At 56.3% G+C, this 25444-nt stretch carries 29 protein-coding genes; 19 read left to right on the top strand and 10 right to left on the bottom strand.

From position 1 onward, the window contains the following. Positions 1 to 21: 21 nt before the first annotated feature. Positions 22 to 297, bottom strand: coding sequence for a metal/formaldehyde-sensitive transcriptional repressor (locus tag CWM61_RS01675; RefSeq protein ID WP_004101746.1), 276 nt, complete (start codon positions 295 to 297; stop codon positions 22 to 24). Between the two features lie 105 nt (positions 298 to 402). Further along, complete coding sequence (gene cybB, locus CWM61_RS01680) at positions 403 to 930, bottom strand: cytochrome b561 (protein WP_100630578.1); 528 nt, start codon at positions 928 to 930, stop codon at positions 403 to 405. 262 nt (positions 931 to 1192) lie between these two features. On the opposite strand from cybB, the gene CWM61_RS01685 reads away from it, so the two are divergent. Further along, positions 1193 to 1561, top strand: coding sequence for a hypothetical protein (locus tag CWM61_RS01685; RefSeq protein WP_061154398.1), 369 nt, complete (start codon positions 1193 to 1195; stop codon positions 1559 to 1561). Between the two features lie 9 nt (positions 1562 to 1570). Here the strand turns inward: CWM61_RS01685 and CWM61_RS01690 are convergent, their stop codons facing one another. Then, the gene (locus CWM61_RS01690; RefSeq protein WP_061154397.1) at positions 1571 to 1756 is read right to left on the bottom strand and encodes a hypothetical protein; all 186 of its coding nucleotides are present in this window, start codon (positions 1754 to 1756) and stop codon (positions 1571 to 1573) included. Positions 1757 to 2054: 298 nt separating this feature from the next. Here CWM61_RS01690 and CWM61_RS01695 point away from each other — a divergent pair, with 298 nt between their 5' ends. Continuing rightward, positions 2055 to 2375, top strand: coding sequence for a cupin domain-containing protein (locus tag CWM61_RS01695; RefSeq protein WP_061154396.1), 321 nt, complete (start codon positions 2055 to 2057; stop codon positions 2373 to 2375). 79 nt (positions 2376 to 2454) lie between these two features. On the opposite strand, the gene CWM61_RS01700 is transcribed toward CWM61_RS01695, so the two are convergent. Then, the gene (locus CWM61_RS01700) at positions 2455 to 2919 is read right to left on the bottom strand and encodes a winged helix-turn-helix transcriptional regulator (protein ID WP_074386180.1); all 465 of its coding nucleotides are present in this window, start codon (positions 2917 to 2919) and stop codon (positions 2455 to 2457) included. 194 nt (positions 2920 to 3113) lie between these two features. On the opposite strand from CWM61_RS01700, the gene CWM61_RS01705 reads away from it, so the two are divergent. Beyond that, positions 3114 to 4262: an MFS transporter gene (locus CWM61_RS01705; protein WP_100630743.1), complete on the top strand. Its 1149-nt coding sequence runs from the start codon at positions 3114 to 3116 to the stop codon at positions 4260 to 4262. A gap of 156 nt (positions 4263 to 4418) precedes the next feature. Next, a complete protein-coding gene (gene add, locus CWM61_RS01710; protein WP_012541536.1) occupies positions 4419 to 5420 on the top strand; it encodes an adenosine deaminase in 1002 nt (333 codons plus the stop codon). A gap of 35 nt (positions 5421 to 5455) precedes the next feature. Here add and CWM61_RS01715 read toward each other — a convergent pair whose 3' ends face one another. Next, complete coding sequence (locus CWM61_RS01715) at positions 5456 to 6496, bottom strand: oxidoreductase (protein WP_100630579.1); 1041 nt, start codon at positions 6494 to 6496, stop codon at positions 5456 to 5458. Between the two features lie 190 nt (positions 6497 to 6686). Between CWM61_RS01715 and blr the strand changes: the two genes are divergently transcribed. The 13 genes from blr to gstA all read left to right on the top strand — a co-directional run bounded on the left by blr (position 6687) and on the right by gstA (position 18495). Next, entirely contained in the window at positions 6687 to 6824 is a 138-nt protein-coding gene (blr, locus tag CWM61_RS01720) for a division septum protein Blr (protein ID WP_061154391.1), read from the top strand. A gap of 115 nt (positions 6825 to 6939) precedes the next feature. Beyond that, positions 6940 to 8310 (top strand): GH1 family beta-glucosidase, encoded by a 1371-nt coding sequence (locus tag CWM61_RS01725; RefSeq protein WP_100630580.1) that lies wholly within the window; start codon positions 6940 to 6942, stop codon positions 8308 to 8310. 218 nt (positions 8311 to 8528) lie between these two features. After that, complete coding sequence (gene ydgT / locus CWM61_RS01730) at positions 8529 to 8744, top strand: transcription modulator YdgT (RefSeq protein ID WP_004202843.1); 216 nt, start codon at positions 8529 to 8531, stop codon at positions 8742 to 8744. 75 nt (positions 8745 to 8819) lie between these two features. Then, on the top strand, positions 8820 to 9260 hold the full coding sequence (locus CWM61_RS01735; RefSeq protein ID WP_074385674.1) for a DUF2569 domain-containing protein: 441 nt from the start codon (positions 8820 to 8822) through the stop codon (positions 9258 to 9260). A gap of 78 nt (positions 9261 to 9338) precedes the next feature. Further along, a complete protein-coding gene (rsxA, locus tag CWM61_RS01740; RefSeq protein ID WP_002907658.1) occupies positions 9339 to 9920 on the top strand; it encodes an electron transport complex subunit RsxA in 582 nt (193 codons plus the stop codon). After that, positions 9920 to 10498, top strand: coding sequence for an electron transport complex subunit RsxB (rsxB, locus tag CWM61_RS01745; RefSeq protein ID WP_074385673.1), 579 nt, complete (start codon positions 9920 to 9922; stop codon positions 10496 to 10498). Before rsxA ends, rsxB begins: the two co-directional genes overlap by 1 nt. Beyond that, entirely contained in the window at positions 10491 to 12650 is a 2160-nt protein-coding gene (rsxC, locus tag CWM61_RS01750; protein WP_100630581.1) for an electron transport complex subunit RsxC, read from the top strand. Before rsxB ends, rsxC begins: the two co-directional genes overlap by 8 nt. Further along, positions 12651 to 13703 (top strand): electron transport complex subunit RsxD, encoded by a 1053-nt coding sequence (gene rsxD, locus CWM61_RS01755; protein WP_061154386.1) that lies wholly within the window; start codon positions 12651 to 12653, stop codon positions 13701 to 13703. Between the two features lie 10 nt (positions 13704 to 13713). Then, a complete protein-coding gene (gene rsxG / locus CWM61_RS01760; protein WP_074386179.1) occupies positions 13714 to 14334 on the top strand; it encodes an electron transport complex subunit RsxG in 621 nt (206 codons plus the stop codon). A gap of 2 nt (positions 14335 to 14336) precedes the next feature. Beyond that, on the top strand, positions 14337 to 15035 hold the full coding sequence (locus CWM61_RS01765) for an electron transport complex subunit E (RefSeq protein WP_008804642.1): 699 nt from the start codon (positions 14337 to 14339) through the stop codon (positions 15033 to 15035). 1 nt (position 15036) lies between these two features. Beyond that, a complete protein-coding gene (gene nth / locus CWM61_RS01770) occupies positions 15037 to 15672 on the top strand; it encodes an endonuclease III (RefSeq protein ID WP_008804641.1) in 636 nt (211 codons plus the stop codon). Between the two features lie 601 nt (positions 15673 to 16273). Further along, positions 16274 to 17779, top strand: coding sequence for a dipeptide/tripeptide permease DtpA (gene dtpA / locus CWM61_RS01775; RefSeq protein ID WP_061154385.1), 1506 nt, complete (start codon positions 16274 to 16276; stop codon positions 17777 to 17779). A gap of 110 nt (positions 17780 to 17889) precedes the next feature. After that, on the top strand, positions 17890 to 18495 hold the full coding sequence (gene gstA, locus CWM61_RS01780; RefSeq protein ID WP_074385670.1) for a glutathione transferase GstA: 606 nt from the start codon (positions 17890 to 17892) through the stop codon (positions 18493 to 18495). Positions 18496 to 18537: 42 nt separating this feature from the next. On the opposite strand, the gene pdxY is transcribed toward gstA, so the two are convergent. The 5 genes from pdxY to anmK all read right to left on the bottom strand — a co-directional run bounded on the left by pdxY (position 18538) and on the right by anmK (position 23112). Further along, positions 18538 to 19398: a pyridoxal kinase PdxY gene (gene pdxY, locus CWM61_RS01785; RefSeq protein WP_074385669.1), complete on the bottom strand. Its 861-nt coding sequence runs from the start codon at positions 19396 to 19398 to the stop codon at positions 18538 to 18540. Positions 19399 to 19458: 60 nt separating this feature from the next. Continuing rightward, positions 19459 to 20733: a tyrosine--tRNA ligase gene (gene tyrS / locus CWM61_RS01790; RefSeq protein ID WP_100630582.1), complete on the bottom strand. Its 1275-nt coding sequence runs from the start codon at positions 20731 to 20733 to the stop codon at positions 19459 to 19461. Positions 20734 to 20857: 124 nt separating this feature from the next. Further along, positions 20858 to 21514, bottom strand: coding sequence for a pyridoxamine 5'-phosphate oxidase (gene pdxH, locus CWM61_RS01795; protein WP_032731006.1), 657 nt, complete (start codon positions 21512 to 21514; stop codon positions 20858 to 20860). 57 nt (positions 21515 to 21571) lie between these two features. After that, positions 21572 to 21895 (bottom strand): C-type lysozyme inhibitor, encoded by a 324-nt coding sequence (mliC, locus tag CWM61_RS01800; RefSeq protein ID WP_061154382.1) that lies wholly within the window; start codon positions 21893 to 21895, stop codon positions 21572 to 21574. A gap of 92 nt (positions 21896 to 21987) precedes the next feature. After that, positions 21988 to 23112: an anhydro-N-acetylmuramic acid kinase gene (gene anmK / locus CWM61_RS01805; RefSeq protein WP_061154381.1), complete on the bottom strand. Its 1125-nt coding sequence runs from the start codon at positions 23110 to 23112 to the stop codon at positions 21988 to 21990. 268 nt (positions 23113 to 23380) lie between these two features. On the opposite strand from anmK, the gene slyB reads away from it, so the two are divergent. Next, entirely contained in the window at positions 23381 to 23848 is a 468-nt protein-coding gene (gene slyB, locus CWM61_RS01810) for an outer membrane lipoprotein SlyB (RefSeq protein ID WP_008804633.1), read from the top strand. Between the two features lie 218 nt (positions 23849 to 24066). Beyond that, on the top strand, positions 24067 to 25428 hold the full coding sequence (locus CWM61_RS01815) for a GGDEF domain-containing protein (RefSeq protein WP_100630583.1): 1362 nt from the start codon (positions 24067 to 24069) through the stop codon (positions 25426 to 25428). Positions 25429 to 25444 lie beyond the last annotated feature (16 nt).

Raw genomic sequence — 25444 nt, forward strand, 5'->3', positions numbered from 1 at the left:
TGTCTCTTCCTCGTCGTGATGTTATTTTAAATAGGATCGTAGCAGATGACCGACCTCTGCCATTCTCGCGGCCCGCTGGTCCGGGGTGGTCTCGCCGCTAACCAGCTCGTCCTGCAGGTGGATCTCCACCATTTCGCCCATCAGGCCATTTGCCGCACCGCGAATCGAGGCAATCTGCTGCAGGATTGTCATGCAGGGTTCGCCGGACTCCAGCGCGCGCTCGAGGGCTTCGACCTGGCCGCGGATGCGTCGTACGCGACTGAGCGCCCGTTTTTTATCTTCAGGTGAATGTGGCACGATTACGCCTCCGTATCATATAGGGGGGTATACTATATTTTATTGTCCATAAAGGCAAAAAAAACCCCGTCGCGGGACGGGGTCAGGCAAAACGGTAACGACTATTTAGCGCTTACGGGGCATCATCCGCAGCAGGGTATTATCTTTCCACCAGTAATGATGGACCAGCGCGGCAAGGGCATGCAAGCCAATCACTAAGTAGCCCGCGTTGGCTAACCATTCATGGATCGCCTTCAGGGTGTCCACCCGCTCAAAATCGCTCTGCGGGGCATACGGCATGGTCAGGCCAAAGGCGTACCAGGGATTTCCGCGCCAGTACATCATCACCATGCCAATCAGCGGTAGGGCAATAAACAGCAGATAGATAACCAGATGGCCAAGATGAGCAAAACCGGTCATCATCGGCGACGGTTTCGGCACGATCGGCGGCGCTGGCGACTTCAGCCGCACCAGCAGACGCGTCACCATCAGCACGCAGATGGTGATCCCGCAGGAGACATGAATCATATTAATCAGCGGCCGGTCGCTACGGGGGAAAAATCCACGTAGCTCCATTGCCGCATAAGCCACCACCACCAGCAAAAAGACCAGCCAGTGAATACCGATCTGCAGGCCCGAATATTTATCGCGCATGGAATTTCCTTCATGGAAAGAGTGATGTCGCCAACATAGCGGCGTTCTCTTAAATTTTCATTAATCTTTACGTTGAATTAACAATTGATTAGCGCAGTGCACCGCTCCGGGAAGGCACAGCCTGCCTCGACCTGCTGAAGCGAACGGGCAACCGGACGTCAGTCCGCTATTACAAAATTAAACAGTTTTGTCACCTTCCGCCGCCCTGTCCTTCTCTATAGTAGAGAGCATCTGTCGAGCCACGTTGCGCATGGAGATGAGAATGAAGAAAATCGGCTTACCGCTATTGTTGCTGGCCTCGCTGGCCGGCCCGGCTTTTGCCGCAGACTGCCAGCCTAACGGCATTGGCGGATCATTTTGCATAAACGATGATGGCACCACCACCGACACGGTACCGAATGAAGTGAATGGTATGGATACTTACTCGGACAATGGCGGGTATACCAGCTCCCTGCCCGATCAGTCGGGGGCAGATGAAGCACTGGCGGGCTCGACGATGTCGACGCAGGAGGATACCGTCGCCAGCAGCGGCCAGGGCGATAGCGCACTGGCTGGCCGTGACTGGCATGCACCGTCCAATCTCAATGATGGCGCCGCCACTTCCAGCATGAGCCTGCTGGATAAACCCTGAGAACGGATGCTAAGCGAAGCTCCAGCCTGCGGCGCCGATGGCGACGGCGAACAGCAGGCAGGCCAGCGCCGTTTTGCGTAACAGCATGGTATAGAAAGAAATCGCGACGCCAATAAAGACCACAATCAGAATCGGCCACATGCTTAATAGCAGCAGCAGAAAACCCTCAATATTGTTATGGATTACGCTCTCCACATCCGCATCCTTGCCTCATCGTCGATAAAGTAAGCAGAATTTAATATGTAACATGAATACATTCAAATAAAATATAAATGCAAATGATTATTCTGCTGGCGGTGAGTCGCCTGTCGCAACGCGCAGAGGGTTGTCATCAGAAACTTCCAGGAAAAAGATACGACAAAATCCTGGAGGGCAAGGGGCTGAGGAGAAAGGGTTAGCCGCTTCTTCGACTTGTTTTTCCATATTTGTTATAGGACTGCAGAGCATTTCTATGACATAAGTGCCTAAAACGAACATCAAAGGGAATGACGTTATGTCGCTTTATGACCTTAGCGCCGAAGCACAGGTGTTACCGGAAGCCTGGCACTCACAGGTATTAGGCCGCATTGGCACAGCGAATCTCAAAGTTTTACGAATGGATGAACGCTCATTAAGCGAAGAAGTACATGAGTATGACGAGGGATTACTGGTCATTGACGGACGTCTGGAGCTGAATGTGAAAGGAGAAAAAATCTCTGTCACGCCTGGCCAGCTTTATGTCGCCAAAGCAGGTATTCCTCATATTGTGGAAACAGGCAGCTTTGGCACACTGGTTATCATAGATTTACCTGAAACGAAGGTTGCCGAACGCTAGTATGTCCGCTTTTCGCTGTACGGCCGGGGCGCGATGTCATCGAACCGATTCCCACCGCACCGCGCCCCTCTTCAGGCCTTCATTCACCGCTGATATCCGACACAACGCGCCGGCGATGGCAGTCGCCAGGTTGCAGTTTCTCCCCCTGAGCGGAACGCACATCCAGATACTGAAGCGGCTGACCGTGTTCGTTATCCAGCAGGACAGAATAGGTTTCCCCGTAATCAAACATATAACGCTCTCCCCATTGCCGCATCGCCACAACAATGGGAAACACAGATCGCCCCTTTTCAGTCAGGACGTATTCCTTGTAGGCGCTGCCATCCGATGCCGGTAAAATCGCGAAAATACCGATATCAACCAGGTGCTTCAGCCGCGAGGCAAGGATATTTTTGGCCAGCCCTAGATTCTTTTGAAACTCGCTGAATCGCCGCACATCATCAAATGCCTCGCGAATAATCATCAGGCACCAGCGCTCACCAATTGATTCCAGCGTCCTTGCCACCGGACATTCACTGGTTCTGAGTGATTCCTGTTTCGCCATCTGCATGCTCTCCGTCAATCAGTCTACTGATGCCAGCTTAATCTTCACACGTAGCAGTTGCAAAAGAAAACCACTATGGCTAATTTTATAGGCACACTAGTTTTAAAAAGCAACCAGAGTGCAGGCCTCTTATGAAATGCAAGGCAAGTTTGTGTACCGAGCACGAGATCCCGACCGCCTCCGCCCCTGCCACGATGCTGACCGCGGGGATAACGGCGCTGTTTTCACTGACCTGCGCGCTGGCGGTAGCCAACGTTTATTCAGCTCAGCCGTTACTCGACTCGATGGCGGTCAGCCTGAAGGTGTCGCCCGGCATGATGGGCAGCGTCATCACCGCGACACAGGTGGGCTATGCCATCGGCTTGCTGTTCCTGGTTCCGCTCGGGGACGGTTTGAACCGTAAACACGTGATGATGACTCAGCTGTTGCTGTCGGTGGCGGCGTTAGTCGTGGCAGGGTTATCCCCTAATATCGCGATCCTGCTGGGTGCCATGCTGATCGTCGGCCTGATGGCGGTGGTGGTGCAGCTGATGGTGGCATGGGTGGCGATACTGGCGACGCCGCAGAAACGGGGCCAGGCGGTGGGTACCCTGACCAGCGGAATTGTTTCAGGCATTCTGTTGTCTCGTTTTATATCAGGCGCGATCGCTGATATCGCCGGCTGGCGAGCCGTTTATCTCACGGCTGCCTGTCTGATGTTGTTGATTGCCGGCGTCATCTGGAAAGTCATGCCTTCGCCCACGCCGCAGTCGCAAAAGCCCACTTACCTTTCCTTACTGAAGTCAGTTTTTCAGCTGTATACCACTGAACCGCAATTGAGAAAGCGCGGGATCCTGGCGCTACTGATCTTCGCCGCTTTCAGTATGCTGTGGACAACCATGGTCATGCCGCTCACCGCCCTTTCCCTGTCGCACACCCAGACAGGGATGTTTGGCCTGGCCGGCATCGCTGGCGTGCTGGCCGCCTCAAGGGCGGGCAAGTGGGCTGACCAGGGATGGGCGCAGCGCTCGACCGGCCTGGCGCTGGCGCTGCTGGCGCTCTCATGGCTGCCTATCGCCTTTGCCGAAACCTCTCTGCTATGGCTAATAGTGGGTGTTATCGCACTGGACTTTGCGGTGCAGGCCGTGCATGTCACCAACCAGAGCCTGATTATTGCCGCCAGGCCTGCAGCGGCAAGCCGCCTTGTTGGGGCTTATATGTGTTTTTATTCGCTGGGCAGTGCGGCAGGCGCTATCGTCGCCACGCAACTTTATTCCCATTGGGGATGGCAGGCGGTCTGCCTTGCCGGCGCCGCGGTCAGCGCGTGCGCTTTTCTGGTCTGGTCAGGATCGCGTCAATCATGAACGTCGTTCGCTGTTTTAAATGGCGCAGCGAAAAGAGCGGAAAAATGACCTGAGTGCCCCCAGCTGTTTGTATCGAATGGATTTTTTCAATGCTTTTAAACAGTTATGTACATGTTGTATAATGACGTGCACTTTAACTAAAAAAAGAGTGCGACCATGATTGATTCTTCATTGCCATTAACCGACATTCACCGCCACCTTGACGGTAACATCCGGGCCCAAACCATCCTCGATCTTGGCCGCGAGTTTAATATCGCCCTTCCCGCTTCCACCCTCGACACGCTGCGTCCCCACGTCCAGGTCACCAGCCTCGAGCCCGATCTGGTCAGTTTTCTCGCCAAGCTCGACTGGGGGGTTAAAGTCCTTGCTTCACTGGAAGCCTGCCGTCGCGTGGCATACGAGAACGTCGAAGACGCCGCGCGCAATGGTCTGCACTACGTTGAGCTGCGCTTCTCTCCCCGCTATATGGCGATGACCCACCAGCTTCCCGTCGACGGCGTGGTAGAGGCAGTGATCGCGGGCGTGCGTGAAGGCAGCCGCGATTTTCAGGTCGACGCCCGCCTGATCGGCATTCTGAGCCGCACCTTCGGTGAAGCGGCCTGTCAGGAAGAGCTGGCGGCGCTGCTCGCCCACCGCGAGGGCATCACCGCGCTGGATCTGGCCGGTGATGAGCTGGGCTTCCCGGGCGCGCTGTTCCTCAACCATTTTAATCAGGCCCGCGACGCTGGCTGGCATATTACCGTCCACGCTGGCGAAGCGGCCGGACCGGAAAGTATCTGGCAGGCCATCCGCGAGCTGGGCGCGGAGCGTATCGGTCATGGGGTCAAAGCGGTAGAGGATCCGGCCCTGATGGACTACCTGGCCGAACATCAGATCGGCATTGAATCGTGCCTGACCTCGAATGTGCAAACCAGCACCGTGGCTTCGCTGGCCCAACATCCGCTGAAGCAGTTCCTTGAGCACGGCGTGCTGGCGAGCCTCAACACTGACGATCCGGCGGTGCAGGGCGTCGATATTATTCACGAGTACACCGTGGCGGCGCCGGCGGCGGGCCTGAGCCGGGAGCAGATCCGTCAGGCGCAGATCAACGGTCTGACCCAGGCGTTTCTGAGCGAACAGGAAAAAGCCGCTCTTATTCAGCGGGTGGCGAAAGGTTGATCATCGGCCCGGCGGCCGCGCTGCCGGGCTTCCCCTCACACCAGGCTGAGCGTGGCGCGATGTCTGGCCGACTCGATACCCAGCTCAATCAACGTCATGATCTGAATCGCCTCGCTGGCCGGGAGCGGGTTTTCTCCCACCCCGTTAAGCGCATCGCGAATGGCGGCATAATAGGCGGGATAATTGCCCGGCAGCGTCAGCCATGTCTCCTCGCTTCGTTCGTCGCCCTCGGCGCGGGTCAGAGTACCGTCGCGCATATCATACCCCCAGTCCTCCTGCGGCAGTCGTTCACCGTTTTTTAGCCGTTCCTCCTGGGGATCAAGGCCATACTTAATATAGCTGGCCCGCGAGCCGTGGACGATAAAGCGCGCGCTCTCCGCCGCAGCGAGCAATGTGCCATGCAGCACCACCCGCCTCTGGGGATAGGCCAGCACGGCGTGAAAATAGTCGGTGGATTGCGCGCCGGGGCGAAGTTGAGCGAGATCGACCGTGATACTCACCGGCAGGCCAAAGAGCACCACCGCCTGATCGAGCAGATGCGGCCCCAGATCATACCAAATCCCACTTCCGGGGCCTCCCTGTTCCCGCCAGCGCTGGCGCACCTGGGGGCGGAAGCGATCGAAATGCGACTCGAAGTAACACACTTCCCCCAGTTGACCTTCGTTAATCAGTGCCCTGACGGTTAAGAAATCACTGTCCCAGCGGCGGTTATGAAACACCGACAGCACCCGGCCACAATGCTTCGCCAGCCCCTCCAGCTCGCGTGCTTGTGACAGTGTCACGGTAAAAGGTTTATCCACTACCACATGCTTGCCCGCTTCCAGCGCCGCTTTCGCCAGCGGAAAGTGGGTATCGTTCGGGGTGGCGATGACCACCAGATCAATATCAGGATCGTTGAGCAAGTCCTTTGCCGCACTCACCACCCTGACCCCTGGCCAGTCGGCATGGACTTTGCCGGCCTCGCTGCTGGAGACCATCGTCAACGCCATGCCCGGCGTGCCGCCGATCAGCGGCGCGTGAAACGTTTTGCTGGCGTAACCGTAACCTAATAGCCCTACCCGGATCGCGTCACTCATGTTACCGCCTCACTTATTCAGCTGATGTCAATATCATGTTGATGAGAATAATCTTACAAATAGTGAGCAAATTTTATCATTTAACACCCTGATTTTTTCCCGCACATGTGCAAAATCAGACAGATACCCCTTGTGATCTGCTGACCATGGAGTAACATTTTACGCTGTGTTCAAAGGATATTGATGTGTTATGACGACTGTTTTTACCCGTATTGTAGAACTTATTGGCTGGATTGTTTTTGGTATTTCCGCACTGCTTTTGGTTATCGCGCACCATATTGATAACTATCAGGCCCCACCGCCAGCGGATGTGGTGCAGACAAAGTAGCGCCGCCGTAAAACAGTGACCCGCCTCGCAACTGTGCAACCGGTTTCAGAAACCGGTTGCACAGTTATCATCGCTTTTATTACACTCCCTTTATCATCAGACAGGGAGCTTATTCATGGCCGCTTTTCCGCACAATTTTTTATGGGGTGCCGCTACCGCAGCGTATCAGGTTGAAGGTGGGCACGACGCAGACGGCAAAGGACCGTCAATCTGGGATATCTACTCTCACTTGCCGGGTACCACCTTTGAAGGCACCACCGGCGATGTCGCGGTCGACCACTATCACCGTTTTCGCGAAGACGTCGCGTTAATGGCCGAAATGGGCCTGCAAAGTTATCGATTCTCTATCTCCTGGCCCCGACTGATGCCCAACGGGCGCGGTGAAGTGAATGAAGCGGGAGTACAGTTTTACAGCGATCTGATCGACGAACTGCTGGCGCACAATATTGAGCCGATGATCACCCTCTATCACTGGGACCTGCCGCAGGCCCTGCAGGATGAGGGCGGCTGGGAAGCACGTAGTACCGCCGAGGCCTTCGCCGAGTACGCCCGCCTGTGCTATGCGCGCTTTGGTTCACGGGTGAAGCTGTGGGCGACCTTTAACGAAACCATCGTGTTCATTGGCCACGGCTACATCAACGGTCTGCATCCCCCGGCGGTCCGCGATCCAGCGCGTGCCATTCAGGCCTGCCACCACGTGTTTATCGCCCATGCGCTGGCGGTGAAGGCGCTCCGCGAGAGTGGCGTGGCGGGCGAGATTGGCTTCGTCAATGTGCTACAGCCGCATACTCCGCTCACCGACAGTGAGGCAGACAAAAAGGCCACCGAACTGGCTGACGCCATCCATACTCACTGGCTTTACGACCCGGTACTGAAAGGCACCTATCCAGCTGCTCTGCTGGCGCAGACCCAGGCTCTGTGGGGGGTACCGCGCTTTTCCCCGGACGATGACGCACTGCTGCGCGAGAACCGCTGTGACTTTATTGGGCTGAATTACTATCGCCGGGAAACGGTGTCCGCCCAGCCGCCCGACATCCCCACCGGTGGCGAATCTGGCGTGGAGGGGTTGTTCTATTTCGCGCGTAATCCGCAGAGCACCTATACCGAATGGGGATGGGAAATCTGGCCGCAGGGGCTGACGGACGGCATTATGATGATCAAGGAACGCTATGGCGATATCCCGATCTATATCACCGAAAATGGCCTGGGGGCGAAAGACCCGATTATTGCCGGTGAAGTGGTCGACGACCCGCGAATCGACTACCTGAGCAGCCATATTGGCGCCGTGGAAAAGGCGCTGGCGCTAGGGGCGGATGTGCGCGGCTATTATCCCTGGTCGTTTATCGATCTGCTGAGCTGGCTTAACGGGTATCAAAAGCAGTACGGCTTTGTCTATGTCGATCACCAGCAAAATCTGGCTCGCAAACGAAAGAAGAGTTTTTATTGGTACAAATCTGTTATTGCCAGTCACGGCGAACAGCGTTAATCTTCACTTGCGGGCGCCATTCGGCGCCCGGTCTGGTTTTAGAATATTCTTAAACTTCTCCCTGCTCTTCAAGGTCGGCTCTCGCCCCTTGTCATGGGTTTATATAACCTGAATCATTCCACCCGGCCCCATTCAGAAGGCGCCGTTGGTTGAGAGTAGGTTTAGTGAATGCTGATAATATTCAACATAATTATTCCGATTATAAAATGGATACGAAAATGACCGTTCTGGACTATTTATTAAAATTCCGCAAAATCAGTTCGCTCGAAAGTCTTGAAAAACTATTTGATCACCTTAACTACTCCCTGACCGACACCGAAGAGATCGTGAATATGTATCGTGCGGCCGACCACCGCCGGGCAGAGCTGGTCTCCGGCGGTAAATTGTTCGATGTGGGCCAGGTGCCTAAATCCGTTTGGCGATTCGTGCAGTAAGGCTGTCATCCTTCACGCCAGTTGCTTATACTTCCCGGCCTGATTTTCATTACTGGCGTTGAATAGGGGAGTAACATGACGTCTCAATCTGCAGAACGCATCGGCGGATGGCTGCTGGCACCGCTGGCCTGGTTGCTGGTGGCGCTGCTGAGCGCCTCCTTATCGCTGCTGTTTTTTGCCAATGCCCTCATGTCGACGCAGACGTATGCCCTGCTGCGCGCTATGAGCACCGGACATATGGTACTGTGGCTCGCTTCACTGCTGTTTGCTGTCGCCATGTGGTATTACACGCTTTGGCTGACTATCGCGTTCTTCAAGCGGCGCTCGCTGGTCCCTAAGCACTATATTATCTGGTTGCTCATCACTCTGCTGCTGGCGATAAAGGCTTTTGCCTTCTCTCCCGTCTCGGATGTTCTTGCTTTGCGTCAGCTGCTGTTTCCATTGTTGGCTGCCGCGCTCCTGGCGCCCTATTTTCGCCGTTCACAGCGGGTAAAACGGACCTTTGTTCATCCGTAATAACCCCACATTTAACCTGTTGTCGCCGGTATCGTTTTATTCGATAATAAGCGGCTTTTTTTCGTTTCAGGTCGCATGATGGCTGATTATTTACTGCTCTTTATTGGTACTGTCCTTGTCAATAACTTCGTTCTGGTGAAGTTTCTTGGCCTGTGCCCGTTTATGGGGGTTTCCAAAAAGCTGGAAACCGCAATGGGGATGGGGCTTGCCACCACCTTCGTGATGACGCTGGCCTCTATTTGTGCCTGGCTGATTGATACCTGGATCCTTATCCCGTTAAATCTGGTTTATTTACGCACGCTGGCCTTTATTCTGGTCATCGCCGTGGTGGTCCAGTTCACTGAAATGGTGGTGCGTAAAACCAGCCCGGCGCTCTATCGCCTGTTGGGGATCTTTCTGCCGCTGATCACCACCAACTGTGCGGTTCTCGGGGTGGCGCTGCTGAATATCAATCTGGGACACAATTTCCTGCAGTCCGCGCTGTACGGCTTTGCCGCCGCCGTCGGTTTCTCGCTGGTGATGGTGCTGTTCGCGGCGATCCGCGAGCGCCTGGTAGTGGCCGATGTGCCCGCGCCGTTTCGTGGTAATGCCATCGCATTGATTACCGCCGGTTTAATGTCTCTGGCCTTTATGGGCTTTAGTGGTTTGGTGAAGTTGTAATGAGCGCAGTCTGGATAGCCGTCATCGCCATCAGCCTGTTAGGGTTGATTTTCGGCTTAATACTGGGGTATGCCTCCCGCCGTTTCGCGGTGCAGGACGACCCGGTGGTGGAAAAAATTGATGAACTGTTACCGCAGAGCCAGTGCGGGCAGTGCGGCTACCCCGGCTGCCGCCCCTATGCGGAAGCTGTCGGTGCCCAGGGTGAAAAAATTAACCGCTGCGCGCCGGGTGGCGAAGCCGTGATGTTAAAAATCGCTGCCTTACTGAACGTCGACCCGCAGCCGGTCGATGGCGATGAACAGGAGGCGGAGCCAGTTCGCATGCTCGCGGTAATCGACGAGCCGAACTGCATTGGCTGCACCAAATGCATCCAGGCGTGTCCGGTAGATGCAATTGTCGGGGCAACCCGCGCCATGCATACCGTGATGAACGACCTGTGCACCGGTTGTAATCTGTGCGTAGCCCCCTGCCCGACCCAGTGCATTTCGCTCGTTCCGGTGGCGACCACCCCGGAAACCTGGAAATGGGATCTCCATACGATCCCGGTGCGCAATATTCCTGTGGAACAACATGTTTAAGTTATTTTCCGCTTTCCGAAAAGATAAAGTCTGGGATTTTAACGGCGGTATTCATCCGCCCGAAATGAAAACCCAGTCTAACGGTACCCCACTGCGCCAGGTTTCCCTGCCGCAGCGCCTTATCATTCCGCTGAAGCAGCATATTGGCGCCGAAGGCGAACTGTGCGTCAAGGTGGGCGATCGGGTGCTGCGCGGCCAGCCGCTGACCCGCGGATGGGGAAGAATGCTGCCCGTTCACGCCCCGACCTCCGGTACCGTTGCCGCCATCGCCCCGCACACCACCGCTCATCCGTCGGCGCTGGCGGAGATGAGCGTGGTCATTGACGCCGACGGCGAAGACCGCTGGATTGAGCGCGATGGCTGGAATGATTATCAGGTCCGCACGCGCGAAGCGCTTATCGAACGCATTCATCAGTTTGGCGTCGCGGGCCTCGGCGGGGCCGGTTTCCCCACCGGCAGCAAACTGCGCGGCGGCGGCGATAAAATTAAGACGCTGATTATTAACGCCGCCGAATGCGAACCCTATATCACGGCGGACGACCGCCTGATGCAGGACTGCGCGGCGCAGATTGTCGACGGGATCCGCATCCTCGCGCATATTCTGCAGCCTGACGAAGTGCTGATCGGCATTGAAGACAATAAACCGCAGGCCATTTCGATGCTGCGGGCGGTGCTCTGCGACGCCCATGGCATCTCGCTGCGCGTGATCCCCACTAAATACCCCTCCGGCGGGGCCAAGCAGCTTACCCAAATTCTCACCGGCAAGCAGGTGCCCCATGGCGGTCGTTCGTCGGATATTGGCGTGCTGATGCAGAACGTGGGGACGGCCTATGCGATAAAACGCGCGGTGATTGACGGCGAGCCGTTAACGGAGCGCGTGGTCACCCTGACCGGCGAGGCGGTCTCGCGGCCAGGCAACGTCTGGGCGCGCCTTGGTACCCCGGTACGCCATCTGCTAAACGACGCCGGCTTCTGTGCCAGCGCCGAGCCGATGGTGATCATGGGCGGCCCGCTGATGGGCTTTACCCTGCCGGGTCTGGACGTCCCGGTGGTGAAGATCACCAACTGTCTGCTGGCGCCTTCCGCCAGCGAGATGGGCGAGCCGCAGGAAGAAAAAGGCTGCATTCGCTGCAGCGCCTGCGCTGACGCTTGTCCGGCCGATCTGCTACCGCAGCAGCTGTACTGGTTCAGCAAAGGCCAGCAGCACGATAAAGCTACCGCGCACAATCTGGCGGACTGCATCGAATGCGGCGCCTGCGCGTGGGTTTGCCCAAGCAATATTCCGCTGGTGCAGTACTTCCGTCAGGAGAAAGCGGAGATCAGCGCGATTCGCCAGGAAGAGCAGCGCGCCGCAGAAGCTAAAGCGCGATTCGAAGCCCGACAGGCGCGCCTGGAGCGTGAAAAAGCCGCCCGCGCCGAACGGCATAAAAAAGCTGCCGTTCAGCCTGCCGCCAAAGATCAGGATGCGATTAACGCCGCCCTGGCTCGGGTACGCGACAAACAGCGTGATGCGGCGCAACCGATCGTGATTCAGTCTGGCGCCAAACCGGATAACAGCGAGGCAATTGCCGCACGCGAAGCGCGGAAGGCCGAAGCCCGGGCACGCAAAGCACAGCAGCAGGCTACGCCGGTGGACACGCCGGCAACCGACGCTGTCGATCCGCGTAAGGCCGCGGTGGAAGCCGCCATCGCCAGCGCCAAAGCGCGCAAAGCCGAACAGCAGGCCACGCCGATGGAAACCCCGGCAACGGACGCTGTCGACCCACGCAAGGCCGCGGTGGACGCCGCTATCGCCCGCGCCAAAGCGCGCAAAGCCGAACAGCAGGCCGCGCCGGTGGAAACCCCGGCAACTGACGCTGCCGACCCACGCAAGGCCGCGGTGGAAGCCGCTATCGCCCGCGCCAAGGCGCGTAAAGCCGAACAGCAGGCCGCGCCGGTGGAAGCCCCGGTAGCCGAGCCAGTCGACCCGCGTAAAGCCGCGGTGGAAGCCGCCATCGCCCGCGCCAAAGCGTGTAAAGCCGAACAGCAGGCCGCACAACCGGATATCGCGTCAACCGCAGCCAATGACGACCCACGCAAAGCGGCCGTCGCCGCGGCGATCGCTCGCGTTCAGGCGCGTAAAGCAACACAGCAGGCAGTTAACGAGGAATAAATGGTTTTCAGAATCGCAAGCTCCCCCTATACCCATAACCAGCGGCAGACCTCGCGCATTATGCTGCTGGTGCTGCTCGCCGCCGTGCCTGGCATTGTGGTCCAGACCTGGTTTTTCGGCTGGGGTACCGTACTGCAGATTGTCCTCGCCGCATTGACGGCCTGGGCAACGGAAGCCGCTATTCTCAAACTGCGTAAACAGCATATTGTGGCGACCCTGAAGGACAATTCCGCCCTGCTCACTGGCCTGCTTCTGGCGGTGAGTATTCCGCCGCTGGCCCCCTGGTGGATGGTGGTGCTCGGCACTGCCTTTGCCGTGGTGATCGCCAAGCAGCTGTACGGTGGATTAGGCCATAACCCGTTCAATCCGGCGATGATCGGCTACGTCGTGCTGCTGATTTCGTTCCCGGTACAGATGACCTCCTGGTTGCCTTCATATGAAATTGCCGCCCAGATTCCGGCGTTCAGCGATGTGCTGCAGATGATCTTCACCGGGCATACCGCCGCCGGGGGCGACATGGCCAGCCTGCGACTGGGTATCGATGGCATCAGCCAGGCAACGCCGCTGGATACCTTTAAAACCTCTCTGCATGCCGGGCATAGCGTCCAGCAGGTGCTGCAATTGCCGGTTTACGGTGGCGTACTGGCGGGCCTTGGCTGGCAGTGGGTGAATATCGCCTGGCTGGCGGGCGGTCTGTTCCTGCTGTGGCAGAAAGCGATCCGCTGGCATATTCCGGTCAGCTTTCTCGTCAGCCTTGGCCTGTGTGCCACCCTCGGCTGGTTATTCTCGCCGCAGAGCCTGGCGTCGCCGCAGATGCATTTGTTCTCTGGCGCCACCATGCTCGGCGCTTTCTTTATTCTGACCGACCCGGTGACGGCTTCAACAACCAACCGCGGCCGTCTGATCTTTGGCGCCCTCGCCGGCCTGCTGGTGTGGCTTATTCGCAGCTTCGGCGGTTACCCGGATGGCGTGGCATTTGCCGTTCTGCTGGCGAATATTACCGTGCCGCTGATCGATTACTACACGCGTCCGCGCGTGTATGGCCACCGTTGAGAGAGCGATGATGTTAAAAACGATGCGAAAACACGGCGTCACGCTGGCGCTGTTTGCCGCCGGATCCACCGGGCTGACGGCGGCGATCAATGAACTGACGAAAAGCACTATTGATCAGCAGGCGGCCCTGCAGCAGAAAGCGTTATTTGATCAGGTCTTACCTGCTGACCGCTATAATAACGATCTGCTCAAGAGCTGCTATCTGGTCAGCGCCCCGGCGCTGGGCAAAGGCCAGCATAAAGTATGGATCGCCAAGAATAACGACCAGCCGATCGGCGCGGTCATGGAAGCCACCGCGCCGGATGGCTACTCCGGGGCAATACAGTTGCTGGTTGCCGCCGATTTTAGCGGCACCGTCCTCGGCACCCGTGTGACCGAGCACCATGAAACGCCGGGTCTGGGCGATAAAATTGAGCGTCGTCTGTCGGACTGGATCACCCATTTTGCCGGGAAAGTCATCCACGGCCAGGGCGACAGCCACTGGGCGGTCAAAAAAGATGGCGGCGATTTTGACCAGTTCACCGGCGCCACCATCACCCCCCGGGCGGTGGTCAATGCCGTTAAGCGCGCAGGCCTGTATGCACAAACACTGCCTGCGCAACTTCCTGAATTCACCGCCTGTGGAGAATAACCATGAGCGAAGTTAAAGACGTCATCGTCCAGGGCCTGTGGAAAAATAACTCCGCCCTGGTACAGCTGCTAGGTATGTGCCCTCTGCTGGCGGTCACCTCGACCGCCACCAACGCCCTTGGGCTGGGCCTGGCGACCACCCTGGTGCTGACCTTAACCAACCTGACCATCTCCAGCCTGCGCCGCTGGACGCCGGCGGAGATCCGTATTCCCATTTACGTGATGATCATCGCCTCGGTGGTGAGCGTCGTACAGATGCTGATCAATGCCTATGCCTTCGGCCTGTACCAGTCGCTGGGGATTTTCATCCCGCTTATCGTGACCAACTGCATCGTGGTGGGCCGCGCCGAAGCCTTTGCCGCCAAAAAAGGGCCGGCGCTGTCGGCGCTGGATGGCTTTTCTATCGGCATGGGCGCCACCTGCGCGATGTTTGTGCTGGGCTCCCTGCGCGAGATCCTTGGCAACGGCACGCTATTTGACGGCGCCGATAGTCTGCTTGGCAGCTGGGCGAAGGTGCTGCGCATCGAGGTTTTCCATACGGATACCCCCTTCCTGCTGGCTATGCTGCCGCCAGGCGCCTTTATTGGCCTCGGCATGATGCTGGCGGTAAAATACCTCATCGATGAACGTAGCAAGCAGCGGAAGGCACAAGCGGCCCGGGCCGTTTCTGTCGCCCCGTCTGACGTGACAGGGAAAGCGTAATATGAACAAAGCCAAACGCCTGGCGATCCTCACCAGGCTGCGGGAAAACGATCCCCACCCCACTACCGAACTGCATTTCAGTTCGCCGTTCGAGCTGCTGATTGCCGTTCTGCTTTCGGCGCAGGCCACCGACGTCAGCGTCAACAAAGCGACAGCCAAACTCTATCCGGTGGCCAATACGCCCGCAGCGATGCTGGCGCTGGGGGTGGATGGGGTGAAATCGTATATCAAGACTATCGGCCTGTTTAACAGCAAAGCGGAAAATGTCATCAAGACCTGCCGCATCCTGCTGGAGCAGCACAACGGCGAGGTGCCGGAAGACAGAGCAGCGCTGGAAGCACTGCCCGGCGTGGGCCGTAAAACCGCCAACGTGGTGCTGAATACCGCCTTTGGCTGGCCAACCATCGCCGTGGACACGCACATCTTCCGCGTTTGTAATCGGACGCAGTTCGCCCCGGGCAAGAATGTTGAACAGGTGGAAGAGAAGCTTCTGAAGGTGGTCCCCGCCGAGTTTAAGGTCGACTGTCATCACTGGTTGATCCTGCATGGACGTTATACCTGCATTGCCCGCAAGCCGCGCTGCGGCTCCTGCCTGATTGAAGACCTCTGCGAATTCAAAGAGAAAGTCTACGCCTGAGACCTTCGCCTGAGCCATAACCTCACCTTCAGTTATGGCTCGAATTTATGCATTTAACCCGTCGTTAACACCAGAAAATGTGCTTTATGGTGGGTAATAATCCGGTCATATAACGAACAGTCAGTTCATTCATTTTTTCTCGCCGCAAAATTTCTATACATTTGTGATCAAGATCATGCTCGCAACTTTATGTTGATTACATGTTGTGAAAATGAAAATAAATGTCAGGCATTACAACGATTGAGCAAAGATTGCCAGGATAATAGCCCATTAATTTTTAGGATAATGGACCATATCACTGCCAATAAGGTCATTCAGCAGAATATATCGCCTGTTTGGCAAAATCCGGCTGATTAAAAAGATAAAAATAGCAACGATAACGAAACGGTGAAATTTAACTCTGGATAACATTCATATGTCCGGAGCATTATGCCACGCATATTATGTGTAACAGATTATTACAAAGGCCTTGCCTGATGCGCCAGGATAGTGAACATTACCTGCCGTTTTCCCTCCCAAAATAACTATAAAGGCGGCGGTCCAACGAGATTGCGCCCCGAACACCCCCCAGTAAATATGGGATGTAAAAAAAGAGGTATATGTGTCTACTGCAAACAATAAACCAGCAGAAAGTGTGAGTCTGAACGCTTTCAAACAACCACGCGCGTTCTATCTCATTTTCTCGATCGAGTTATGGGAGCGTTTTGGTTATTACGGCCTGCAAGGGATCATGGCCGTTTACCTGGTAAAACAGCTGGGTATGTCGGAAGCGGATTCCATTACTCTGTTCTCCTCCTTTAGCGCGCTGGTCTATGGCCTGGTTGCCATTGGCGGCTGGCTGGGCGACAAAGTGCTCGGCACCAAACGTGTCATCATGCTGGGCGCTGTCGTGCTGGCCATCGGCTATGCACTGGTGGCCTGGTCCGGCCATGATGCTGCCATCGTCTATATGGGTATGGCGACCATCGCCGTCGGTAACGGCCTGTTTAAAGCCAACCCGTCTTCCCTGCTTTCGACCTGCTATGACAAAAACGACCCACGTCTGGACGGTGCATTTACCATGTACTACATGTCCATCAACATCGGTTCGTTCTTCTCTATGCTGGCAACCCCGTGGCTGGCCGCTCGCTTCGGCTGGAGCGTGGCGTTTGCCCTCAGCGTGGTGGGGATGGTGATCACGATTATTAACTTTGCCTTCTGCCAGAAATGGGTTAAACAGTACGGCTCCAAACCGGACTTTGCCCCGGTACACATGGGTAAACTGCTGGCGACCATCGCTGGCGTGGTGGTGCTGGTCGCCATCGCCACCTGGCTGCTGCACAACCAGGGTATCGCACGTATGGTGCTGGGCGTCGTCGCTCTGGGTATCGTCGTGATTTTCGCCAAAGAAACCATGGGTCTGAAAGGTGCCGCACGTCGTAAAATGATCGTCGCCTTCCTGCTGATGGTAGAAGCAATTGTCTTCTTCGTACTCTACAGCCAGATGCCGACCTCCCTGAACTTCTTCGCTATCCGTAACGTTGAGCACTCGATCCTCGGTATCGCCTTCGAACCGGAACAGTATCAGGCGTTGAACCCGTTCTGGATCATGATTGGTAGCCCTATTCTGGCAGCCATTTATAACAAGATGGGCGACCGCATGCCGATGCCGCATAAATTCGCTTTCGGTATGGTGCTGTGCTCTGGCGCGTTCCTCGTCCTGCCTTTAGGGGCGAAGTTCGCCAGCGACGCAGGCATTGTCTCGGTTAACTGGCTCATCCTGAGCTATGCGCTGCAGTCTATCGGTGAGCTGATGATTTCCGGCCTCGGTCTGGCGATGGTCGCTCAGCTGGTTCCTCAGCGTCTGATGGGCTTCATTATGGGCAGCTGGTTCCTCACCACCGCCGGCGCAGCGATCATCGCCGGGAAAATCGCCAACCTGATGGCGGTGCCGGAAAACGTGACTGACCCGCTGGTGTCGCTGGAAGTCTACGGCCACGTGTTCCTGCAGATTGGTATCGTCACCGCGGTTATCGCCGCCCTGATGCTGCTGACCGCGCCGAAGCTGAATCGTATGACTCAGGACGACAGCGCGGACCTGAAAGCACGCGAAACCGCGGCAGCCTGACGCCGCAGGGAAAACCAATTATTTTTAAGCCGCTAACGTTAGGTTAGCGGCTTTTTTTTTACCCCTGGCGGGACTAACATACAGAAAACTGCAGCCACGAGGAGTTACGCATGAAACTGTTCTACAAACCCGGCGCCTGTTCCCTTGCCTCGCACATCGCCCTGCGCGAAAGCGGCCTGGATTTCACTTTGCAGAGCGTGGACCTGGCCAAAAAACGGCTGGAAAACGGGGATGACTATCTGCTGATCAACCCGAAAGGTCAGGTGCCGGCGTTACTGCTGGATGATGACATCCTGCTGACTGAGGGCGTGGCTATTATGCAGTACATCGCCGATCAGGTGCCGGACCGCCATCTGCTGGCGCCAGTGGGCTCCATCGCCCGCTACCAGACCCTGGAGTGGCTGAACTACGTGGCCACCGAGCTGCATAAAGGCTTTACCCCACTGTTCCGCCCGGATACCCCGGAGGACTATAAGCCTGTCGCGCGGGCGTTGCTCGAGAAGAAACTGCAGTATGTTGATGCGTCGCTGGAAGATAAACAGTGGCTGACTGGCCATCGCTTCACCATCGCCGACGGTTATTTGTTCACCGTGCTGCGCTGGGGCTATGGCATAAAACTGGATATGGCTGCCTATGGTCATATCGGCAGCTGGATGGCGCAGGTGGCAGCGCGTCCAGCGGTGGCTGACGCACTGGCAGCAGAAGGCTTAAAATAAGGCCTGAACCTGCCCGGCGGACCGTCGGGCAGGCCCGGGAAGTTACAGCCGGGTGGCGCTGAAGCAGTGCTCCGGTACGGCAATGCGATCCTGCGCCGCCACCACCTGCAGTTCATACTCTTGCATGTTTTTAGTGGTGAGCATGATCTCGTACACCGCGGCGGTGACGTGCTCAAGCGCATCGCGCAGGCTGGCACCCTGCAGCAGTTTCACCAGCAGCAGTCCACTGGTCACATCACCGACGCCGACCGGCTGACGCAGGCCAAAATCCACCAGCGGCCGGCTGATATGCCAGGCTTCATCTGCCGTCACCAGCAGCATCTCAAAACGATCCATGCTCAGACCGGCGCGGGAGAGATGTTTAACCAATACCACCTCCGGCCCCTGGACAATCAGCTCCCGCGCGGCAGCTACCGCCTCGCTGACGCTGGCGACCGGATGACCGCACAGGATCTCCAGTTCAACCAGATTCGGCGCAATAATATCGCTGGCCGGCAGCGCATAGCGCACGTGGAATTCCGCCACGCCGGGCGCGACGATACACCCTTTCTCCGGATGGCCCATCACCGGGTCACAAAAGTACTTCGCCGCCGGATTGGCCGCTTTCACCTGACGCACGATACCAAGGATATGCTCGCCCTGTTCAGCGGAACCGAGATAGCCGCTCAGTACCGCATCGCAGGTCTGCAGCTTATCGATGTCGGCGATGCCCTGGACGATTTCCGTCAGGTGTGAAGGCGGCATCACGCAACCTGTCCATTTACCGTACTGCGTATGGTTGGAGAACTGAACGGTATTCAGGGGCCAGACATTGGCGCCCAGACGGCGCATCGGAAACTCGGCGGCACTGTTGCCGGCGTGGCCAAACACAACGTGAGACTGAATGGCGAGGATGTTCTTCATTTTCTTACCACAACCCTAAAAAGAAAAAGGGCGTGGTTTCCCACGCCCTGGTTTTATTTTTTATTTCCAGCAGACCAGGCAGTAATTCTTTTTACCGCGACGCAGTAAGGTGTAGCGGCCGAACAGACGGTCGCTGTCGCTGAATACATATTCCGGGTCGGCCTGTTTTTCACCGTTGATGGTCACCGCGTTCGAGGCAACGGTTTTACGCGCCTGACCGCGGGACGGCTGCAGCTCGGAATCCACCAGCGCCTGCAGGAGATCGGCGCCTTTTTCCATTTCGATCATCGGCACGCCATCCTGCGCCAGCTGTTCGAAATCTGCTTCGCTCAGGTCGCTCAGATTACCGTTAAACAGGCTTTCGGTAATGCGCTTCGCCGCTTCCAGGCCTTCTTCGCCGTGGACCAGGCGCGTCACCTGCTCTGCCAGCACGTACTGGGCGCGCGGCGCTTTACCGCTGTTTTTGTCTTCTTCTTCCAGGGCATTGATCTCAGCCAAGTCCATAAAGGTGAAGAACTTGAGGAAGCGATAGACATCAGCGTCCGCGGTGTTGATCCAGAACTGGTAGAATTTGTACGGACTGGTTTTCTTCGGATCCAGCCACACGGCGCCGCCTTCGGTTTTACCGAATTTGGTGCCGTCTGCCTTGGTGATCAGCGGAACCGTCAGGCCAAACACCTGGTTCTGGTGCAGGCGACGGGTCAAATCGATACCGGAGGTGATGTTGCCCCACTGGTCGGAACCGCCGATCTGCAGCGCCACGCCGTGCAGCTTGTTCAGGCAGGCGAAGTCGTACCCTTGCAGCAGGTTGTAGGAGAACTCGGTAAAGGAGATACCCTGATCGTCACGATTCAGGCGCTGCTTCACTGCTTCTTTGTTAATCATCTGGTTAACAGAGAAGTGTTTGCCGATATCGCGCAGGAAGGTCAGCACGTTCATGCTGCCAAACCAGTCATAGTTGTTCGCCGCAATCGCCGAATTGTCGCCGCAATCAAAATCAAGGAACGGGGCCACCTGTTTGCGGATTTTATCCACCCACTCCTGCACGGTATCCTCGGTATTTAGCTTACGCTCAGCGGCTTTAAAGCTTGGGTCGCCAATCAGACCGGTTGCGCCGCCCACCAGCGCCACAGGTTTATGACCTGCCTGCTGGAAGCGTTTCAGGCATAACAATGGAACAAGATGCCCCAAATGCAAGCTGTCAGCGGTAGGATCGAAGCCGCAATAGAGCGCGATCGGGCCTTGCGCCAGTCGCTCTGCTAACGCTTCCTCGTCCGTCACCTGGGCTACCAGCCCCCGCTCTTGCAATTGTTTAATCAAGTTACTGCTTGCCATCAAATTCTCCATGTATAAACGACTGCACCTCTGCCGGTACACGACTTTTCGCCAGATGCGAAAAGTACATAGAATAAAGCGCCGGCCCTTTCAGCGCCAGCGCTTCGATAACTAATTTCGGCGTTTACGGTGCCAGGCGGTCTATTTTCCAGGCGCCATTATCACGCTGGTATAAAAAGCGGTCATGCAGCCGATGTTCGCCCCCCTGCCAGAACTCCATCTGCTCGACGCTGACGCGGAATCCGCCCCAGAAACTCGGCAGCGGCACTTCACCCTGCTGGAATTTCTGCTTCAGCTCGAGGAATTTGCTCTCCAGAATCCCGCGGGCGGAAATACGACTGGACTGCTGGGAAACCCAGGCGCCGATTTGGCTATCGCGCGGGCGGCTGTGGAAATATTTGACCACTTCCAGCGTCGACAGGCGCTCCGCTTTGCCGATCACCATCACCTGGCGCTCCAGCATATGCCACGGAAACAGCAGGCTCACCTGGGGATTTTTTTCAATCTGATGGGCTTTGCGGCTGCCAAGATTGGTATAAAACACCAGCCCTTTTTCATCGTAATGCTTCAGCAGCACAATACGCTGGTAAGGTTGGCCGCGCTCATCAACGGTAGCAACCACCATCGCCGTCGGGTCTGCGAGTTTCGCGTCACAGGCCTGACGCAGCCAGCGTTCAAACAGCGGCAGGGGTTCAGCAGGAAGATCGTGGCGACGCAAACCGCCACGGGTGTATTCACGGCGCAAGTGCGCGATTTGCTGGAGTTCGTCGTTATCAGACATGGCCATTGAGGATGTAGTCATAAGGTGGCGTTATTGTGCGCCCCCCCGACAGAAATCTCAACGTTTGGCCGTCTGCAGCTGACAGTTATCGAGGATGATGCGATCGCGTTTATAAACGGTGGCGGTATCGCCCTTCGACCAGAAGACATAGACGCCGTCGGTGTAGCGCGCCCCCGAAGCCGACAGCCCCTCAGTCAGGTTCAACTGCTGATTATCATAGATAAAACTCACCTGCTGGCGGGTGTTGTTGCGATGGACCGTTAACGGTTTCTGGTCGCATTGATACTCCAGCGTGTCCGTCTGCATCCGCTCGACAAACTGGTTGTAGTAGCTACAGCCCGCCAGCATAAAAGGTACAACTGCGATAAGAATTTTTTTCATTCGTTTGCCTTCGACTTTCCCGGTCACGGAGGGCACTCCGCCCTCCGCTTAACTTATTCAGTTTACCGGTCGCGCCGTGTTTAAGATTTCAGTTAACTCCGATTCTGCGGCGGGTTAGCCGGGAAAATGGCGCCCAGCACCGTGGCTTCGCTGGCGCCGGTCACTGAGGGCAGATTACCCGGCAGGCCCGCGAGCGTGCGCCAGGCCAGCCAGGCAAAGGCCAGCGCTTCCATATCATCGCCACTGATCCCCGCCTCATCGGTGGTGGAGACTTCGGTTCCCGGCAGCAGTGCCGCCAGGCGCGCCATTAACAAGGGGTTACGCGCGCCGCCGCCGCACACTAACAAACGCTCGCAGCCGCCGCTTAACAATACCTGCTCACTGATGGTCACCGCGGTTAATTCCGCCAGCGTGGCCTGCACATCCTGCCCACGCAGCCCCGGATAACGGGCCAGATGTTTTTCCAGCCAACCGTAATTGAAATATTCACGACCGGTGCTTTTCGGCGCCGGTAAAGCAAACCACGGATCGCTTAGCATATCCTGCAGCAGCGGCAGCAGCACTCTGCCTTCGCTGGCCCACTGGGCGTCCTTATCATACGGTTTACCCTGCTGACGCCAGATCCAGGCATCCAGCAACATATTTCCCGGCCCGGTATCATAACCGCGCACCGGCTGCCCTGGCACCAGCAGCGATACGTTGGCGATCCCGCCGATATTCAGCACCATCCGCCGCTCAACGGGGTGCGCCAGCAGCGCGTGATGAAATGCCGGAACCAGCGGCGCCCCCTGCCCGCCAAGCGCCATATCACGCCGGCGAAAATCCCCCACCACCGTGACTCCGGTATGCGCGGCGATCTGGTTGTTGTCGCCAATTTGCAGTGTGTGTGGCGCGTCGCCCTGCGGTTCATGCCATACGGTCTGTCCATGGCAGCCGATAGCGATGACGTCGGTGGGCTTGAGATTTTCCTGGCGCATCAGCGCCAGTACGGCATCGGCAAACAGCCGCCCCAGACGAGTATCCAGACGCCCCAGTTGTGAGAGGGTCAACGACTGGCCCTGACAAATCGCGAGGATCTCTTCTTTTATTGCGTGTGGGATGGGCCAGGTGAGACTGGCCTGCTGCGCCACGATATTTTCGTCGATGGCGGCCAACACGACATCGATACCATCAAGGCTGGTACCGGACATAACGCCAATAAAGCGACCCGATCTCATACGTTTTTCCTTCATTCCATGACCCTCGTATAGGCCTCACTCCACCATAAAGCGCCCGCTAATGCTATGTTGTTATAATACTTTTTAACAATAGAGCGACATTTCAGAGAACACCGTAAAGAACCGGCGTTTAGTTTAGGTTGAAGCATCATTAATTATTATTTTTTGTATAGTCAGGGCGGAAGCTATGCCCGCCGGCGACTAAATGCCATATAATTAACCGTATGGACGTTCAATTGAACACCTTCGGTGAACAGGAGATTCATAAATGATTTTACGTGTTTTGGCTGTATCGATGATTGGTTTTACGCTCGCAGGCTGCGTGAGCAGCAGCGGCCTGTCCGGCGACGTTTATTCCGCATCTGAAGCCAAACAGGTGCAGAGCGTAACTTACGGTACGATTGTGCATACGCGCGCCGTGCAGATCCAGAGCGGCGACGACAGCAATGCCATCGGCGCCATTGGCGGTGCGGTGCTCGGCGGGTTCCTTGGCAACACCATCGGCGGCGGTACCGGACGCTCTCTTGCCACCGCGGCTGGCGCTGTCGCGGGCGGCGTCGCGGGCCAGGGCGTTCAGGGTGCAATGAATAAAACCCAGGGCGTAGAGCTGGAAATCCGTAAGGATGATGGCAACACCATTCTGGTGGTGCAGAAACAGGGCAGCACGCCGTTCTCTGTGGGTCAGCGCGTCGCCATTGCCGGCAGCGGCAGCCAGGTCACCGTCTCTCCTCGATAACCCCCTTACGATGCGGCCCGTTGCGCCGCATCGTATTTTTCAGCCACGGTTATTCCACCGTAATAGATTCGCATTAGCAATCAGATATATTAATTTAAGTACTTCATCAATCATTGCGCCTGCGCAATATCTTATCTTACCGCCCCCACTACTCTCAGACTGTCATAATATTCTGTCGACTGAAGGTTGCGGTTGCTTTTCTCTCTGGGATCTTGCCTATGCTCAAACATGTCAATCATGTTGCTAAACGTCTTATCATTTATATTTTTATTTGCTTGCTGGCCGGATTCGGCATAGCCGGACTGACCGGTTTCTTTCACACCAGTTTCAGCACTACCTCATCAATATTATTTCCTCTGCTGACCAGTTTTCTGATGGTCTTTCATATCACTATTGCCTGCTTTATGGGCATGAAATACTGGAGCAGTAAGCGCCGCCTGTACCTTACACCTGTTGCTTTCGGCTTTGCCTGTTCAGCGCTGCTGATGCTGGGCACCCTCAGCAGCTATCCGGACTGGCTTACCTGCAATCCGACCCCGGTCATTAATCAAAATGACGCCGTTATCTATTATTTCTTCCGCAATATAATGATGGCTGTATTATTCACGTCATCTATTGTTTTATATTACTTCCGCCAGCGCATCATGCACTCGCTGAAAGCACACGTAATTACATTCGCGGCGTGTATCGTTTTTACATTAACAATTATTTTTTTATCGTGGATGTACTCCAGCCACTCGCCGTGGCTGAGCGTCAATTTTATCGACGATCTTAGCCATACCTTCACGCCGCTGTGGCAAAGTATTATCGGCTGGCTGCTGATGGCTATCTGGTTTATCACGCTTATTTTATTAATTAGCCTGAGTAAATTACGCAATATTTTCTGGTTTAGCGGCGCTTTTTTTTGCAGCGCTTATCTCTTCACCCTCTTCCAGCTGATCTCCACCGTCGGAGAACTCGATCAGACCTGGTACGAGGCACGTTTTTTCGAGACACTTTGCACCTTGTTCCTGATTCTGGTGCTGCTGGTCGACGTCTTTATGCTCTACCGTGAGTCTAACCATAAGTATGTCAACTCGTACCAGAACTCGATTCGCGACCCGTTGACCCGGCTATACAACCGCAGCTTCTTCTACGATACCCTGAACCAGCAGCTGGCGAAGGTAAGCGCCCAGCATCCGCTGTCGGTGATCATCAGCGACCTCGACCATTTCAAACGCATCAATGATAACTACGGTCACGTCGCCGGCGACAAAGTGATCCAGTTTGCCGCCTCGGTGCTGGAGAACCATTCGCGCGCGGATGACGCTGCCGCCCGCATTGGCGGTGAGGAGTTTGCCCTGCTGCTGGTCAACACCGCCGAGAAAGACGCTCTGGCGATCGCCGAGCGTATCCGCCTGGCCGTCAACGTTGAGCAACACCATCTGCCGGAGCGAATGACCATCAGTATGGGGTTGTATACGACGCACGATGGAAATGTGAGTGCAGAAGCCTGCGTGGAGCGTGCGGATGCGGCCATGTATGAAGCGAAAAACAGCGGGCGTAATCGGGTGGTGGTCTGGCGTCACCCTGGCGACTAAAAAAAACGGCCCGGGG

This window comes from Klebsiella sp. K-Nf6, from assembly GCF_002806655.1.
Taxonomy (GTDB): Bacteria; Pseudomonadota; Gammaproteobacteria; order Enterobacterales; family Enterobacteriaceae; genus Klebsiella; species Klebsiella variicola.

Bases quoted from the DNA above. Each gene is read 5' to 3' on its own strand.
- blr (WP_061154391.1), top strand. From the start codon at position 6,687: ATGACGACTGTTTTTACCCGTATTGTAGAACTTATTGGCTGGATTGTT.
- add (WP_012541536.1), top strand. From the start codon at position 4,419: ATGATTGATTCTTCATTGCCATTAACCGACATTCACCGCCACCTTGAC.
- CWM61_RS01765 (WP_008804642.1), top strand. From the start codon at position 14,337: ATGAGCGAAGTTAAAGACGTCATCGTCCAGGGCCTGTGGAAAAATAAC.
- rsxG (WP_074386179.1), top strand. From the start codon at position 13,714: ATGTTAAAAACGATGCGAAAACACGGCGTCACGCTGGCGCTGTTTGCC.
- ydgT (WP_004202843.1), top strand. From the start codon at position 8,529: ATGACCGTTCTGGACTATTTATTAAAATTCCGCAAAATCAGTTCGCTC.
- CWM61_RS01815 (WP_100630583.1), top strand. From the start codon at position 24,067: ATGCTCAAACATGTCAATCATGTTGCTAAACGTCTTATCATTTATATT.
- CWM61_RS01735 (WP_074385674.1), top strand. From the start codon at position 8,820: ATGACGTCTCAATCTGCAGAACGCATCGGCGGATGGCTGCTGGCACCG.
- nth (WP_008804641.1), top strand. From the start codon at position 15,037: ATGAACAAAGCCAAACGCCTGGCGATCCTCACCAGGCTGCGGGAAAAC.
- rsxD (WP_061154386.1), top strand. From the start codon at position 12,651: ATGGTTTTCAGAATCGCAAGCTCCCCCTATACCCATAACCAGCGGCAG.
- anmK (WP_061154381.1), bottom strand. From the start codon at position 23,112: ATGAGATCGGGTCGCTTTATTGGCGTTATGTCCGGTACCAGCCTTGAT.
- mliC (WP_061154382.1), bottom strand. From the start codon at position 21,895: ATGAAAAAAATTCTTATCGCAGTTGTACCTTTTATGCTGGCGGGCTGT.
- pdxH (WP_032731006.1), bottom strand. From the start codon at position 21,514: ATGTCTGATAACGACGAACTCCAGCAAATCGCGCACTTGCGCCGTGAA.
- cybB (WP_100630578.1), bottom strand. From the start codon at position 930: ATGCGCGATAAATATTCGGGCCTGCAGATCGGTATTCACTGGCTGGTC.
- CWM61_RS01695 (WP_061154396.1), top strand. From the start codon at position 2,055: ATGTCGCTTTATGACCTTAGCGCCGAAGCACAGGTGTTACCGGAAGCC.
- rsxA (WP_002907658.1), top strand. From the start codon at position 9,339: ATGGCTGATTATTTACTGCTCTTTATTGGTACTGTCCTTGTCAATAAC.
- CWM61_RS01725 (WP_100630580.1), top strand. From the start codon at position 6,940: ATGGCCGCTTTTCCGCACAATTTTTTATGGGGTGCCGCTACCGCAGCG.
- CWM61_RS01715 (WP_100630579.1), bottom strand. From the start codon at position 6,496: ATGAGTGACGCGATCCGGGTAGGGCTATTAGGTTACGGTTACGCCAGC.
- gstA (WP_074385670.1), top strand. From the start codon at position 17,890: ATGAAACTGTTCTACAAACCCGGCGCCTGTTCCCTTGCCTCGCACATC.
- rsxB (WP_074385673.1), top strand. From the start codon at position 9,920: ATGAGCGCAGTCTGGATAGCCGTCATCGCCATCAGCCTGTTAGGGTTG.
- slyB (WP_008804633.1), top strand. From the start codon at position 23,381: ATGATTTTACGTGTTTTGGCTGTATCGATGATTGGTTTTACGCTCGCA.
- rsxC (WP_100630581.1), top strand. From the start codon at position 10,491: ATGTTTAAGTTATTTTCCGCTTTCCGAAAAGATAAAGTCTGGGATTTT.
- pdxY (WP_074385669.1), bottom strand. From the start codon at position 19,398: ATGAAGAACATCCTCGCCATTCAGTCTCACGTTGTGTTTGGCCACGCC.
- CWM61_RS01685 (WP_061154398.1), top strand. From the start codon at position 1,193: ATGAAGAAAATCGGCTTACCGCTATTGTTGCTGGCCTCGCTGGCCGGC.
- tyrS (WP_100630582.1), bottom strand. From the start codon at position 20,733: ATGGCAAGCAGTAACTTGATTAAACAATTGCAAGAGCGGGGGCTGGTA.
- CWM61_RS01705 (WP_100630743.1), top strand. From the start codon at position 3,114: ATGCTGACCGCGGGGATAACGGCGCTGTTTTCACTGACCTGCGCGCTG.
- CWM61_RS01700 (WP_074386180.1), bottom strand. From the start codon at position 2,919: ATGGCGAAACAGGAATCACTCAGAACCAGTGAATGTCCGGTGGCAAGG.